The sequence below is a fragment of the Amycolatopsis tolypomycina genome (genome assembly GCF_900105945.1).
GTDB classification, from domain to species: domain Bacteria; phylum Actinomycetota; class Actinomycetes; order Mycobacteriales; family Pseudonocardiaceae; genus Amycolatopsis; species Amycolatopsis tolypomycina.
Window position 1 is genome coordinate 6,810,824 of the sequence record NZ_FNSO01000004.1, and the last position, 13,240, is coordinate 6,824,063.

General features: G+C 71.9%; 17 protein-coding genes. 11 read left to right on the top strand and 6 right to left on the bottom strand.

Features of this window, described 5'->3' with window-relative positions; translation table 11 throughout:
• Positions 1-78 precede the first annotated feature (78 nt).
• The 3 genes from BLW76_RS40870 to BLW76_RS40880 form a co-directional block, all read right to left on the bottom strand.
• Complete coding sequence (locus BLW76_RS40870) at positions 79-825, bottom strand: hypothetical protein (RefSeq protein WP_091317454.1); 747 nt, start codon at positions 823-825, stop codon at positions 79-81.
• 34 nt (positions 826-859) lie between these two features.
• Entirely contained in the window at positions 860-1,408 is a 549-nt protein-coding gene (locus tag BLW76_RS40875) for an RNA polymerase sigma factor (RefSeq protein WP_244170551.1), read from the bottom strand.
• Between the two features lie 120 nt (positions 1,409-1,528).
• The gene (locus BLW76_RS40880; RefSeq protein WP_143060778.1) at positions 1,529-1,861 is read right to left on the bottom strand and encodes a PilZ domain-containing protein; all 333 of its coding nucleotides are present in this window, start codon (positions 1,859-1,861) and stop codon (positions 1,529-1,531) included.
• Between the two features lie 244 nt (positions 1,862-2,105).
• Between BLW76_RS40880 and BLW76_RS40885 the strand changes: the two genes are divergently transcribed.
• Entirely contained in the window at positions 2,106-3,266 is a 1,161-nt protein-coding gene (locus BLW76_RS40885; protein WP_091317459.1) for a pectate lyase, read from the top strand.
• A gap of 148 nt (positions 3,267-3,414) precedes the next feature.
• On the top strand, positions 3,415-3,690 hold the full coding sequence (locus BLW76_RS40890) for a YggT family protein (RefSeq protein ID WP_091317461.1): 276 nt from the start codon (positions 3,415-3,417) through the stop codon (positions 3,688-3,690).
• Here the strand turns inward: BLW76_RS40890 and BLW76_RS40895 are convergent.
• On the bottom strand, positions 3,687-4,346 hold the full coding sequence (locus BLW76_RS40895) for a TetR/AcrR family transcriptional regulator (protein ID WP_091317463.1): 660 nt from the start codon (positions 4,344-4,346) through the stop codon (positions 3,687-3,689). The two genes, BLW76_RS40890 and BLW76_RS40895, sit on opposite strands and share 4 nt — an antisense overlap.
• Positions 4,347-4,460: 114 nt before the next feature.
• On the opposite strand from BLW76_RS40895, the gene BLW76_RS40900 reads away from it, so the two are divergent.
• The 3 genes from BLW76_RS40900 (at position 4,461) to BLW76_RS40915 (ending at position 7,077) form a co-directional block, all read left to right on the top strand.
• On the top strand, positions 4,461-5,696 hold the full coding sequence (locus BLW76_RS40900; RefSeq protein WP_143060779.1) for an FAD-dependent monooxygenase: 1,236 nt from the start codon (positions 4,461-4,463) through the stop codon (positions 5,694-5,696).
• A 4-nt stretch (positions 5,697-5,700) separates the two neighbouring features.
• Positions 5,701-6,672, top strand: coding sequence for an MCE family protein (locus tag BLW76_RS40905; RefSeq protein ID WP_167384892.1), 972 nt, complete (start codon positions 5,701-5,703; stop codon positions 6,670-6,672).
• Between the two features lie 162 nt (positions 6,673-6,834).
• Entirely contained in the window at positions 6,835-7,077 is a 243-nt protein-coding gene (locus BLW76_RS40915) for a MarR family winged helix-turn-helix transcriptional regulator (protein WP_091317464.1), read from the top strand.
• A gap of 3 nt (positions 7,078-7,080) precedes the next feature.
• Here the strand turns inward: BLW76_RS40915 and BLW76_RS40920 are convergent, their stop codons facing one another.
• Together BLW76_RS40920 and BLW76_RS40925 are read right to left on the bottom strand one after the other, a co-directional pair.
• Positions 7,081-7,815 (bottom strand): class I SAM-dependent methyltransferase, encoded by a 735-nt coding sequence (locus BLW76_RS40920; RefSeq protein WP_091317466.1) that lies wholly within the window; start codon positions 7,813-7,815, stop codon positions 7,081-7,083.
• Complete coding sequence (locus BLW76_RS40925) at positions 7,812-8,729, bottom strand: proteasome assembly chaperone family protein (RefSeq protein ID WP_091317467.1); 918 nt, start codon at positions 8,727-8,729, stop codon at positions 7,812-7,814. The genes BLW76_RS40920 and BLW76_RS40925 overlap by 4 nt, the downstream gene beginning before the upstream one ends.
• A 175-nt stretch (positions 8,730-8,904) precedes the next feature.
• Here BLW76_RS40925 and BLW76_RS40930 point away from each other — a divergent pair, with 175 nt between their 5' ends.
• The 6 genes from BLW76_RS40930 to BLW76_RS40955 all read left to right on the top strand — a co-directional run bounded on the left by BLW76_RS40930 (position 8,905) and on the right by BLW76_RS40955 (position 13,180).
• Positions 8,905-9,414, top strand: coding sequence for a PH domain-containing protein (locus BLW76_RS40930; protein ID WP_091317469.1), 510 nt, complete (start codon positions 8,905-8,907; stop codon positions 9,412-9,414).
• Complete coding sequence (locus tag BLW76_RS40935; RefSeq protein ID WP_091317471.1) at positions 9,411-10,940, top strand: PH domain-containing protein; 1,530 nt, start codon at positions 9,411-9,413, stop codon at positions 10,938-10,940. The genes BLW76_RS40930 and BLW76_RS40935 overlap by 4 nt, the downstream gene beginning before the upstream one ends.
• Before the next feature lie 173 nt (positions 10,941-11,113).
• Positions 11,114-11,899, top strand: coding sequence for an IclR family transcriptional regulator (locus tag BLW76_RS40940; RefSeq protein WP_091317472.1), 786 nt, complete (start codon positions 11,114-11,116; stop codon positions 11,897-11,899).
• Between the two features lie 31 nt (positions 11,900-11,930).
• On the top strand, positions 11,931-12,434 hold the full coding sequence (locus BLW76_RS40945) for a GNAT family N-acetyltransferase (RefSeq protein ID WP_244170552.1): 504 nt from the start codon (positions 11,931-11,933) through the stop codon (positions 12,432-12,434).
• A gap of 132 nt (positions 12,435-12,566) precedes the next feature.
• Positions 12,567-12,764, top strand: coding sequence for a hypothetical protein (locus BLW76_RS40950; protein ID WP_004561810.1), 198 nt, complete (start codon positions 12,567-12,569; stop codon positions 12,762-12,764).
• The gene (locus BLW76_RS40955) at positions 12,764-13,180 is read left to right on the top strand and encodes a VOC family protein (protein ID WP_091317475.1); all 417 of its coding nucleotides are present in this window, start codon (positions 12,764-12,766) and stop codon (positions 13,178-13,180) included. Before BLW76_RS40950 ends, BLW76_RS40955 begins: the two co-directional genes overlap by 1 nt.
• The last annotated feature ends 60 nt before the right edge of the window (positions 13,181-13,240 follow it).

Here is a 13,240-nt window from a genome sequence, read left to right on the forward strand (position 1 = left end):
GGCGGCGGCCCGGTGATGGCCGCCGCCCGTCCGGGGAGCGGTGATTCCTTGGGGGGAGGGGAAGGAATCGCCGCCGGGTCAGTGGGTCGGGCGGGTCGTCGGGGGGCCGGACGGGTGGGTGCTCGGCGCGCCCGTCGGGTGGGCCGGCGTCGGGTGGTCCTTGCCGTTGTCGGAGTTGCCCGGGTCCGCCGGTGCGCCCGTCGGGTGGGCCGGCTTCGTGGCTTCGGCCTTCAGCAGGACGTCGCAGTAGCCGTCGACCTTGGCCTTGTCGCCCGCGGCCGTGATCAGCGCCGTGAACGCCGGGCTTTCCAGTGCCTTGCCGTGCTCGGTCTTGTCGCCGGCGCTGTACGCGTGGCACAGCCCCACCAGGGAAGGCGACGGCGACGGCTGGTCCGCCGGCCGGGTTCCGTGCGTCTTCGTCGTCTCGGGCGCGGGGGCGGCCGGCGGCTGGGCGTGGCTGGACGCCGCGGGGGCGGGCGACGGCGCATCGCCGGACCGGAAGGGCAGGGCGCCGGTGGCGGCGGCCGCGGCGACGCCGCCGACGGTGAAGACCGCCGCGGCGGCGGCCGCGACCTTCACCGTGAGCAGCTTCGCCCACATGGACTTGATCATCGAAGGGCTCCGGGGTCGAGGGGGACGGGCGTGCTGAGCCGCCTCGAGGAACGCCGTCACGGCCGCTGGTTCCCCACCCTGCTCGCCGTCGCGCGGTGGGGCGGCCGCGGCAGCGAGCAGGCCGGCCAGCGCGTCCGGGGCGTCGGCCGGCGCACCCCGCAGCAACTGCTCCGCGGTGTGCCGGTCGATCCGGCGTCCTTGCTGCTTGCTCATCACACACCCCTCAGCGTCGGGCCGCTCGAAAGTGTCACACCCGGCCGCCGAGACGGTCGGCGAGCGTGCGAAGTGCCCGGTAGGCGGCGGTGCGGACGGCGCCGGGGCGCTTCCCCAGCACGGCCGCGGCCGCCTTGGCGTCGAGCCCGACCACGGCCCGCAGCACCACCGCCTCGGCCTGGTCACGCGGCAGCGTCGCGATCAGCGCGAGTGCCGCGTCGGTCGCCGTCGCCTCGATGGCCGCCCCGGCCGTGTCGTCGGGCGCGGGCCGCTCGGGAAACCACTCCGCCGGCGCTTCGGCGACCGGGCGGCGGCGCCGGTGCCGCAGGTGGTCCAGCGCCCGGTTCCGGCCGATCGTCGCGGTCCACGCGCGGAAGCCGTCCGCGTCGCCGCGGAACGAGGCCAGGTCGCGGGTGATCTGCAGCCACGCTTCGGAGGCGACGTCCTCGGCGTCCTGTCCGACCAGGACCCGCAGGTAGCGGCACAGGCCGGGCTGCACCGACCGGTACAGCAGGCGGAACGCGTCCTCGTCGCCGCGTTGCGCCCGCGCCAGCGTCGCCGAGAGGTCGTCGACGGGCTCCACGGGCGTACGCCGAGCACGGTTAGGGACCGACTCCAGCACCACACGCATCCTTTGCGGTCAGCCCCACCGCGTTGTTCGCGCCATCATGGTCCATCGCCGCGGCGCGCGGAAGCCCCACCCCTACCCGGCGCGCTCGATGTGGAAGTACCCGACCGGTTCGGGGCCTTCGGTGATGACGACGACGGTGCCCGGTTCGACCCGGAACGCGCCCGAGTTCTCGACCGTCAGCCAGCGCCCCTCCGCCGCGGACACCGAGGCGCCGGGCTCGAAGCCGCGCAGGACGAAGGACGCCAGACCGGTGACGGCCGTGTTCGGGGGCACGAAGGCGTTCGCGGCGTAGGCGTGGCCCTCGGCCGGCTGTGGTGGGCCGGTCGTGCGGCCGCCCTGGGCCGGGGTGAGCCAGACGACCCGGCCGCGGAAGGGGAACGGGGTGTCGTTCGGGAGCTTCGTCACCGGGGCATTGTGCACGGGCGCGGGGCGCCGCCCCCCGACTTCCACGCTACCGGTGGGCACCGACAATTTCGGGTGAAGCCCACCGCCGACTCCGGCCTGAAAGCGTTTTCAGTACAGACGACCCGCTTGGCCCACTCGGGCCGCCGCTACCCGGTGCTACCGTCGCCTCACCGAAAGACTCCCGCCCCGGCTCTTCCGGGAGCGCTCTCGGATTCGGCAACTTCCTGCTCGCAAGGAGGCGCGCATGGGTTCATCCGGACGCACCAAGAAAGCGCTTACAGCGGCCGTCGCGCTGGTCACGGTGGTCGCGCTCGCACCGCCGTCCGCTGCCGCTGCCACCACCTTGTTCGTGGCTCCCAACGGCAAGGACTCCGCCGCCGGGACGCTGGCGGATCCGACGACGCTCACCGCCGCCCTCACCCGCGTCGGTGCCGGTGACACCATTTCGCTCCGGGGCGGTACCTACTCCTTCGCCCAGACCGTCACCATCGCGCCCGGCAACAGCGGCACTTCGAGCGCGCGCAAGACGCTGTCGGCCTACGCCGGCGAGAAGCCCGTGCTGAACTTCTCGGCCATGAAAGAAGATCCAGCCAACCGGGGGCTCGCCGTCAACGGTTCGTACTGGCGCGTCGCCGGCATCGTCGTCGAACGCGCCGGGGACAACGGGATCTTCGTCGGCGGGAGCAACAACGTCATCGAACGCGTGGTGACCCGCTTCAACCGCGACTCCGGGCTGCAGATCTCGCGGATCGCGTCGAGCACGCCGAAGGACCAGTGGCCGTCGAACAACCTCGTCGTCAGCTCCGAATCCCACGACAACGCCGACTCCGACGGCGAGGACGCCGACGGGTTCGCCGCGAAGCTCACTTCCGGGCCCGGCAACGTCTTCCGCCACGACGTCTCCCACAACAACATCGACGACGGCTGGGACCTCTACACCAAGACCGACACCGGCCCGATCGGCCCGGTGACCATCGAGGACTCCCTCGCCTACGCCAACGGCACCCTCAGCAACGGCACGGTCAACAAGAACGGCGACCGCAACGGCTACAAGCTCGGCGGCGACAAGATAGCGGTCAACCACATCGTCCGGCGCGACATCGCCTACCGCAACGGCCACCACGGCTTCACCTACAACAGCAACCCCGGGTCGATGACCGTTTCGGACAACGTCGGCATCGACAACGCCGAACGCAACTTCTCCTTCGACACCGGGACTTCGGTGTTCCGCAACGACACCTCGTGCCGCTTCGCCAGTGGCGGCTCGAACGACAAGACCGTGGGCAACGTCGACAGCTCGGACCAGTTCTGGACCGGCAAGAACGGGGCACGCTGCTCGTCCTACGCCGGCACGATGAAGTGGTCCTTCGCTTCCGACGGACGGCTCGTGGTCACCTTCGGCTGAACCGGCGCCGCGCATGGGCCGGCCGACCCGGCCGGCCCACTACGCGCGGTGACCCTCATCACCCGATCCTGTCGAAATCCTGTGAACCGGACAGACCTGGCACTCCCGGCGCCGCCCGCGCGTTCTCCAGGTGGAGAACGGAGGGACCATGGGTGCACTGGGAACACTGCTCGGCTTCCTGCTGAGCCTGTACCTGCTGGTGCTGGTCGCGCGGATGGTGCTCGACTGGGTCGCGGTGCTGGCGAACACACCGCCCTGGGCGCGGCGCGCGCGGGGGCTGGCCTACGCCGCGACCGAGCCGGTGATCGGGCCGGTGCGGCGGGTCGTGCGGCCGGTGCGGATCGGCGGGCTCTCGCTCGACCTGGCCTTCACGCTGGTCTTCATCGGCGTGATCGTCCTGCGAAGCATCGTGTACGCGCTTTAGAGCGAGCCGCGGAAGCCCGCGGAAAGCCGGTCGACGCTGCGCTCCAGCTCGGCGCGCAGGCCGCGCAGGTCGACGCCGTCGGGGTCGATCAGCGCCTGCATCGAGATCCCGCGCAGCTGGGCGAGCAGCGCCGAGGCGTACGAATCGGGGTCGTGGACGCCGGTGATGGAACCGTCCGCGACCCCGCTGGCCACGGTCTGCGCGATGGCGAACCGGAACCGGCGGTCGGCCTCCGTCAGCGCGCCGCGCAGGCCCGAGTACTCCGCCGCCGCGTCGCCCCAGAGCGCCAGGAAAGCCTGGTTGAGCGTCGGCATCGTGCGGATCAGCTCGAAGATGATGTCCAGCAGCGCCCGCAGCATGTCCATCGGCGTCGCGTTCGCCGACCCGGTCCGGGCCGCGACAGCCTCGCTGTAGGCGTCGGTGAACTCCTCGACGGCGTGCTCGACGAGCCGCTGCCCGAGCCCGTCCTTGTCGCCGAAGTGCTGGAAGATCACCGACCGCGCGTAGCCCGAACGGGCGCAGACGCTGCCGACCTTCAGCCTGCCGAAGCCCTCTTCGGCGATCAGGTGAGCAGCGGCATCCAGGATGCGTGCCTCGACGATGCCCTCGCCGTCGTCCTGGATCCGGCCTTCGGCGGCGCGGTCCACCCGGGTCATGTTAGCGACTGCAACCGCGCGCGGGCGGGCGAGCCGTCAGCGAACCGTGCGAAAACGGTAAGCGGTCCCCCGCACTCTCGGCGTCGACACGAACGAACCGAGAGGAACACCCCGATGACCACCAAGACCGTGCTCGTTTCCGGCGCAGGCATCGCCGGCCCGGCCGCCGCCCACTGGCTGCACCGCGGTGGCTACCGCGTCACCGTCGTCGAGTCCGCGCCCGCCCCGCGGCCCGGCGGCCAGGCCGTCGACTTCCGCGGCGAGCAGGTGAAGCTGCTGGCCGCGATGGGCGTGCTCGACGAAGTCCGCCGGCACGAGACGGCGATGGGCGACCAGACCGTGCTCGGCCTCGACGGCCGCCCGGCGCTGACCGTGCCCGGCGCCGCCTGGAGCGGCGAGGTCGAGATCCTGCGCGGCGACCTCGCGCGAATCCTGTACGAGCACACCGCGGACCACACCGAATACGTCTTCGGCGACCGCGTCACGAGCCTCACCGAGACGGCGGACGGCGTCGAAGTCACCTTCGCCCGCCGTGCGCCGCGGAAGTTCGACCTGGTCGTCGGGGCCGACGGCGTGCACTCCGGGGTGCGGGCCGCCGCGTTCGGTCCGGAGCGGGACTTCCGGCGCGACCTCGGCTTCGGCATCGCCGGGTTCACCGCGCCCAACCACCTCGGGCTCGACCACACCAGCATCATGTACAACGAGCCCGGCCGCGGCGTGACCGTGGGCAGCCACCGGCTGCCGGACCGGCTGCACGTCGCCCTGGTCTTCGCGGCCGACGGCGTCGAGTTCCACCGCCGTGGTCTCGCCGACCAGCAGGCCCTGATCGCGCAGCTGTTCGCGGACACCGGCTGGGAGCTGCCGAAGCTGCTCGAAGCGCTGCCCGCGGCCGACGACCTGTACGTCGACTCGATCAGCCAGATCCACCTCGACCGCTGGTCGAAGGGCCGGGTCGTGCTGCTGGGCGACGCCGCCTGGTGCGCCGGGCCGGGCGGTTCCGGCACCGGGCTGGCGATGATGGGCGCCCAGGTGCTGGCCGGGGAGCTCGCGGCGGCGGGCGGCGACCACGTGACGGCGTTCGCGAAGTACGAGGAGCGGCTGCGGAAGCCGGCCGGGGTCGGGCAGAAGAACGGCAAGGGGTCCGGCAACTTCCTCGCGCCGCGCACGGCCGCGAAGATCCGCGGCCGCAACCGCGCCTACCGGATGCTGAGCACGCGGGTGTTCGGCGGCTTCTTCAGCTGGATGACCGACCGGGCGGCCAACGCGCTGGAATACCGCGAGTACCCGGGGCTCGATTCCGCTCATCGGGCGACTCGGCTGGCGGCCCGACGTGAGGTGGGTCACTCTTGACGCCATGTCAACGCCTCGGGCTCCGGTCAGGACCGCGCTCGCCGGCTTGAGCGTGCTGGCGCTGGGGGTGGTGACGGCGCTGAACGTGCGTTCCCTGCCGCTGATCGGCGACGGGACGACGTACTCGGCCGAATTCACTGAAGCGGCCGGGCTGAACGAGGGCAACGACGTCCGCGTCGCCGGCGTCGAGGTCGGCCGGGTGTCGGCCGTGCGGCTGCGTGGCGACCACGTGCTGGTGTCGTTCAAGGCCAAGGGCGCCTGGCTGGGCGACGCGACGGGCGCGGCGATCCGGCTGAAGACGGTGCTGGGCCAGAAGTACCTCGCCCTCGACCCGCAGGGCGAGGGCACGCTCGACCCGGGACGGCCGATCCCGCGGTCCCGGACCACCGTGCCCTACGACATCCTCGCGGCGTTCGGCGAGCTTTCGTCCACAGTGGACCGGATTGACACCGCTCGGCTGGCGCAGAGCTTCGACACGCTTTCGGCGACGCTGGCGAACACGCCACAGAGCGTGCGCGCCGCGCTGACCGGGCTCTCGCGGCTGGCGGACTCGGTGGCTTCGCGCGACAGGCGGCTGGCGGCGCTGCTGGGCAACACGCGCGTGGTCTCGCAGACGCTGGTCGACCGCGACGCGGCGGTGCGCAGGCTCCTCGACGACGGCAACACCCTCCTGGCGGAGGTGATCAACCGCGAGACGACGATCAGCACCCTCCTCGACAGCTCCCGGCGGTTGTCGGCGGAGCTGTCCGGGTTGATCGGCGAGTCCCAGGTCGGTCCGTTGCTGGCCGATTTGGACCAGCTGACGTCGATGCTGCAACGCAACCAGGACGCGCTGGCGGCGGGGATCCGCGGTTTCGCGCCGTTCGTCCGGCTGGGGACGAACATCGCGGGGACGGGCCGGTTCATCGACGGGTACCTGTGCGGGCTGGTGCTGCCGTCGTTCGGGCCATTGAACGAAGAAGGCTACCACGGCTAGGGTTTTGCGCGCCGAGGGGCGGAGGTATTCGATCGTGAAGCCGGCCGTCAGGAGGTGGGGCCGAGTACCGTGCCCGCCGCGTACGCGAGGACGCCGCCGTGGAGGTAGCCGTTCTGTTGCTGGAGCTCGGTCAGGCGGGCTCCGAGGAGCCTGCTGAACGGCGTGGCCGCCGACCGTCGTTGCCGGGCCGCGGCCGGGGTCACCACCGCCCTGCTCGCCAAGCGGCCGCACCCGCGTGAACACCGGGCGGTCTCCCTGCGGCTGACGGCGGCCGGCGAAGACGCGCTGGCCCGCGTCGGTCCGGCGATCGAAGAGTTCAACGCGCAACTGCTGGCCGTCCTGGGCGAACAGGGGTTCCGGGATACCGTCGACGGCGTCGGCAAACTCGCACGCCGTGAGTGGTAGCCGCTAGGCCACGATGAGCCGGAAGCCCGCGTCCCACTCCGGCAGGTCCAGCAGCTCCGCGTGGTTCTCCCGCCAGCGGCCGGACGCCAGGTCGTCCCGCAGCCGGGCCACTCCCCGGGACACCGCTTCCGGCGACGTCTGCGCCAGCGCCGAACACGAGCGTTGCACCACCGGGTCGAGGTAGGCCTCCGGGCGGCGCCAGTACGCCGGGAACACCCCGTCGGTGAAGTCCCACGGCACCGGCAGCGGCCGCACCGAAGCCGCCCCCAGGAACTCCGCGATCTCCGGGGCCGACGGCCTCGACGCCTCCAGGGCGGCGACCTCCGGCACGTACTCCCGGACGAACCAGAACTCGCTGTGCAACGCCGTGTCGTAGGCCAGCACCACCTGGCGGGACGAGACCCGCCGCAGCTCGGCGAGACCGGCCCGCCAGTCGGGCCAGTGGTGCACCGTCAGCACCGCGAGCGCCGCGTCGAACCGGCCCGAGGGGAACGGCAGCGCCTCCGCCACCGCCCGCACCACCGGCGCTGCCCCGGCGGGCCGCTGCCGGATCATCTCCGCCGACGGCTCGACCGCGACGACGTCCCGCGCCGGCGGCTCGTAGGAGCCCGTGCCGGAGCCGACGTCCAGCACCGACACCGCGGACCCGAGCGCGGACACCACCGGCTCGAACCAGCGCGGGTCGGTCCGCCGTCCCTGCGCGTAGCCGACGCCGATCTCGTCGTAGCGAGCCGTCACCGCTCGGTGCCTTCGCCACCGTTCTGCTCGGCCAGGAACCGCTCGAACTGGGAGCCGAGCTCCTCCGCCGTCGGCATGTGCTCGACCGACTCCGCGAGCAGGCTGCCGCGGTCGGAGGCCTCGACGAACGTGTCGTACTGCCGCTCCAGGGCGCGGACGACGTCGGCGATCTCGTCGGACTCCGCGACCTGGCGGTTGATCTCGGCGTCGGCGAGGTCCGCGGCCGCGCGCAGCTCGCCCTCGGGCAGGCTCAGGCCGGTCGCCCGGCTCAGCGCGTCGAGCACGATCAGCGACGCCGCCGGGTACGTCGACTGCGCGAGGTAGTGCGGCACGTGCGCGGCGAAGCCGATGGCGTCGTGGCCCCACTCGCCGAGCCGGTACTCCAGCAGCGCGGCGACGCTGCCCGGCACCTGCAGCCGGTTCGGCAGCGGCTGGTTGCCGCCGACCAGGTCCTTGCGGGTGGCGTGCGCGGTGACGCCGAGCGGGCGGGTGTGCGGCGCGCCCATCGGGATGCCGTGGAACCCGGCGGTCAGCCGGACGCCCCAGCGCTCGACCAGGTTCCGGACCGCCGCGCTGAACCGCTCCCAGTCGTGGTCCGGCTCCGGGCCGGACAGCAGCAGGAACGGCGTGCCGTCGGCGTCGTGCAGCAGGTGCACCACCAGCTCGGGCGCGTCGTAGTCCTCCCAGTGGTCGACGGCGAAGGTCATCGTCGGCCGCCGCGAGCGGTAGTCGATGAGCCGGTCGACGTCGAAGCGGGCGATCACCCGGTGCTCGCCGCCCAGCAGGTGCTCGGCCAGCAGACGGCCCGCCGAGCCGGCGTCCATGAACCCTTCGAAGTGGTGCAGCAGCACCGCCCCGGTCAGGTCGGGGACGTCCGAGTCCACCTCGTACAGGTCGTCGGGATCGAGTCCCACCGGATCCTCCTGCTGCTCTTCACATGGCTGTCCGTCAAGCACAACACACCCCGAGTGGGATTCCATTCCGCCGACGGTGTCGCCGATCGTAACGGCACGCGGTCGAGGCCGGGTCCGATCGGCATCGTGACAACTGTCCTGGGCACGCAAGGCCCCGATCGGGCACGCTTGAGCGGTGAGCGAACACACCACGAACACGGCGCTCGGGCTGCGGCCGCCGGCGCACCGGGTCAGCCGCCGGGCCATCGGCTACTGGACGGTGACCGCCTCGATCCTGTGGATCATCCTGATCGGCGTCCAGACGCTCATCGTGGTGACCAGCGACGACGCGCCGTCGTTCCTGAGCGTGACGCTCGTGCTGTCCTGCGTGCTCGGCCCGCTGCACCTGATCGTGATGCCGCAGTGGCGCTACCGCGTGCACCGCTGGGAGGTCACCGGCGAGGCCGTCTACACGCAGTCCGGCTGGCTGAAGCAGGAGTGGCGGATCGCCCCGGTGTCGCGGATCCAGACCGTCGACATCGAACGCGACCCGTTCGAGCAGCTGTTCGGGCTGGCGAAGATCACCGTGACGACGGCGTCCGCGGCCGGTCCGCTGCGCATCGCGGGCCTGGCGCACGACCGCGCGCTCGCGCTGGCCGACGAGCTCACGAAGACGACCCAGGCCGTGCGGGGCGATGCGACATGAGCAGTACGGAAGTGGTCTCCCCGCCGGCCGAAGGCACGCAGGACGCGCCGTGGCACCACCTCGACCGGCGCATGCTGCTCATCCGGCCCGTGCTCGACCTGGTGAAGTCGCTGCCGGTGCTGCTCGGCGCGCTGCTGTTCGGCCGCGGCGAACCGTGGCAGTGGATCGGCCTCGTGTTCACCGTCATCGCCGTGTTCACCGGCGTCTCGCACGTGCTGACCTCGCGCTACCGGATCACCGAGTCGCAGGTCGAGTGGCACACCGGGCTGCTGCTGCGCAAGCAGCGGGCCATCCCGCGCGACCGGATCCGCACGGTCGACGTGACGTCCGAGCCGAAGCACCGGCTGTTCTCGCTGGCCGCCGCGCGGATCGGCACCGGGCGGCACTCGCACGGCAAGGGGCCGGGCAAGGACGAGCTCGTCCTCGACGCCGTCACCATCGCCGAGGCCCAGCGGCTGCGGACGCTGCTGCTGCACCGCAAGGCCGAGGCGGCGTCGGAAGAGGCTGCCGCGCCGCCGGAGCAGCTGATCGCCGCGGTCGACAAGCGGTGGCTGCGGTACGCGCCGTTCACGCTGTCCGGGCTGGCGGTGGTCGGCGCGGCCGTCGGCACCGTCTACCACTTCGCGCACGAACTGCACTTCGACCCGATCCAGTTCTCCCTCGTCCAGGTCGTCGTCGGGCACTTCGCCGACACCCCGGTGTGGCTCAGCCTGGTGCTCGCCGCCGTCGGGCTGCTGGTGCTCGTCTCGCTGCTGTCGGTCGGCGGGTACGTGTTGTCGTTCTGGAACTTCCGGCTCACCCGCGAGCCCGCCGGCACGCTGCACGTCCGGCGCGGGCTGATCACGACGCGGTCGGTGTCGATCGAGGAAGACCGCCTGCGCGGCGCCGAAATCCGCGAGCCGCTGCCGCTGCGGCTGGCCGGCGGCGCCCGGTGCGTCGCCATCGCCGCCGGCCTGCGGGAGGGCAAGAGCGCGGACAAGGGCGGCAGCCTGCTGCTCCCGCCGGCGCCCGTGCGCCGCGCGCACGAGGTCGTCGCGGAGGTGCTCGGCGAAGACCCGGCCGCGACGCCGTTGACGCGGCACCCGCGCCGGGCGCTGTACCGGCGGATCTCCCGGGCCGTCCTCGGCGTGCTGCTGCTCGCCGCCGCGCTCCACGGACTGGCGTGGCTCGGCGCGCTGCCGGACTGGCCGTGGCAGGTCGCGCTCGTGCTGGTGCCGGTCGCCGCGCTGGTCGGCTGGGACCGCTACCGCAGCCTCGGCCACGCGCTCACCGGCCGCTACCTGGTGACGCGGTCGGGCTCGCTGGACCGCGGCACGGCGGCGGTCCGCTGCGCCGGGCTGACCGGGATCGTCGTCGAGCGCTCGTACTTCCAGCGCCGGGCCGGGCTGGTCACGCTGATCGCGCCGGTCGCCGCGGGCAAGGGCAAGTACGAGGTGCTCGACGTCGGCGAGGCCGACGGGCTGGCGCTCGCCGACCGGGCCCTGCCCGGCCTGCTGACGCCGTTCCTCACCGGTGACCGGCGATAACGGGCGTACCGCCGTCCGGAAACAGCAGTCGTACTACAACAAACAGCAGGTCGGCACATTTCGGTGGATATTCAATGCCGTGCCGAATTACTGGCCTTCCTTTCACACTACGTGCTAATTTATTCACCCCGTGTGATAGCGAAGGTAGTTTTTGTCTCACCGAGAGGGTCACGATGACGCCTGCCGTCAGTACCGTCGACGGTTCCGCCACCACTTCCCCGCGCCGCACCCCGGGTGCCAGCAGTTCCCGCAAGGTCCTCCAACTGCTGCTGGCTTTTTCGGAGCGCCGGTGGGAGGCGAGCGTCGCCGAACTGGCCGCGACGATCGGCACCCCGGTGGCGACGACCTACCGCTACGTCGCCCTGCTCAAGGAGCTGCAGCTGCTCGAGGAGGGCCGGGCCGGGCACTACCACCTGACGAGCCAGGTGATGCCGCTGGCGCGGGCCGCGCAGCTGGCGAACGACATGGTCCGGCTGGCGCGGCCGTCCATGGAATCAGCGGCCCGGGAGCTCGGCGAGACGGTGATGCTGTTCCAGCGGTTCGGCGACTCGGCCGTCTGCGCGGACCGCGTCGAGTGCGACCGCGCGATGCGGTTCACGTTCGAGCCGGGGCATTCGCTGCCGCTCGGCGTCGGCGCGTCCGGCAAGATGCTGCTCGCGCTGCTGCCGGAGATCGAACGCGAACGGCGGTGGGCGTCGATCGTCGAGCAGCGCGGGGCGGCGGTGCGCGACGAGCTGAAGCAGGCACTGGAAAACCGGTACGCGGTCAGTTCCGGCGAGCTCGACGAAGGCGTCTGGGCCTGTTCGGTGCCGGTGCAGACGATCGGCAGGCGGCCCACCGTGCTCACCATGGCAGGCCCGGCCGCCCGGATCAGCGAGGAGACGCGCCACACGGCCATCACCGCGCTGCAGGAGTACGCGATCCGCATCCAGCGGGCGATCGCGGCTTATTCGCTGTGAGAATCCCGCCCGGGCGCGTAGAACTGCCCGGGTGATCCGACTCGCGCGACCCGACGACCTGCCCGCCCTCATCGACGTCGAGCGCGCGGCCGGCGAGCTGTTCCGCGACGTGGGCATGGCGGCGATCGCCGACGACGACCCCGGCTCGGTGGCCGCGCTGGCGGCGTACCAGGCCGGCGGGCGCGCGTGGGTGAGCGTCGACGCCGACGGCCGGCCGGTGGCCTACCTGGTCGCGGAGGTCGTCGACGGGTGCGCGCACATCGAGCAGGTGTCGGTCCGGCCGTCGCACGCGCGCCGGGGAATCGGCAGCGCGCTGATCGACACGCTCGCCGAGTGGGCCCGCGCGCGGGGCTTGCCGGCGTTGACGCTCACGACGTTCGAAACCGTGCCGTGGAACGCGCCGTACTACGAACGGCTGCGGTTCCGGGTCGTCCCGGAGGCGGAAATCGGCGCCGGGCTGCGTTCGATCCGCCGTGCCGAAGCGGCTCGCGGCCTCGACGCCTGGCCGCGTGTCGCGATGATTCGACCGCTCTGACCTGCGGTTTCTTTCGTTCGTCCCCTAGTTGGGGGAGAGAGTGGCGCACGTGGTCGAACATGTGTTCTACTGTGCCTGCCGGTCCCGGAGGGGGAAGCTCCGCGGGCCGGCCCACAACTTCGGGAGGTACTCGTGGCGGTCAAGATCACCCACCTGACGAACGGCCAGCAGGTGCGGTTCGCCAACGCCGACGGAGCCCGCCGGTATGCCGAAATCATGGGCGGCGGCGTGGACAAGTGGCGCTTCACGGTCGTGCCCGAGGACCCGATGCTCCGGAAAATGTCGGACTCGGTCGTTAACGTGCCGGTATGGCGCATGACTTCCAGGTAGTGGTGGATTCGGCCGACCCGCACGTGCTCGCCGACTGGTGGGCCGAGACGCTCGGCTGGTCCGTGGAACCGACGGACGAAGACTTCGTCCGCGAGATGATCGCGAAGGGGTACGCGACGGATTCGGAAACCCGGACTTACCGGGGTTCCTTGGTGTGGAGAGCGGGGGCGGGCATCCGGCACCCGGACTCGCCACCGGAGGGCCCGCCGCGGCGGATCCTGTTCCAGGAGGTACCGGAGGCCAAGACGGTGAAGAACCGGGTTCACATGGACGTGTGGGTCGGCGCGGACAACGTCGAGGCTTCGGTCGAGAAGCTCACCGCGCGCGGGGCGAAGTTCCTGCACCGGGGGCGGCAGGGGCCGCACAGCTGGGTGACCATGGCCGATCCGGAGGGGAACGAGTTCTGCGTTTCCTGAGGAGCCGGGGCGGGCCGGGGGGCCGCCGCCGGCACCAACGTCATGAACGACTCTTTCCTG

Coding starts and splice junctions, on each gene's coding strand:
- BLW76_RS40870 (WP_091317454.1), bottom strand. CDS start 825: ATGAGCAAGCAGCAAGGACGCCGGATCGACCGGCACACCGCGGAGCAG.
- BLW76_RS40905 (WP_167384892.1), top strand. CDS start 5,701: ATGTCAACGCCTCGGGCTCCGGTCAGGACCGCGCTCGCCGGCTTGAGC.
- BLW76_RS40890 (WP_091317461.1), top strand. CDS start 3,415: ATGGGTGCACTGGGAACACTGCTCGGCTTCCTGCTGAGCCTGTACCTG.
- BLW76_RS40885 (WP_091317459.1), top strand. CDS start 2,106: ATGGGTTCATCCGGACGCACCAAGAAAGCGCTTACAGCGGCCGTCGCG.
- BLW76_RS40935 (WP_091317471.1), top strand. CDS start 9,411: ATGAGCAGTACGGAAGTGGTCTCCCCGCCGGCCGAAGGCACGCAGGAC.
- BLW76_RS40895 (WP_091317463.1), bottom strand. CDS start 4,346: ATGACCCGGGTGGACCGCGCCGCCGAAGGCCGGATCCAGGACGACGGC.
- BLW76_RS40900 (WP_143060779.1), top strand. CDS start 4,461: ATGACCACCAAGACCGTGCTCGTTTCCGGCGCAGGCATCGCCGGCCCG.
- BLW76_RS40940 (WP_091317472.1), top strand. CDS start 11,114: ATGACGCCTGCCGTCAGTACCGTCGACGGTTCCGCCACCACTTCCCCG.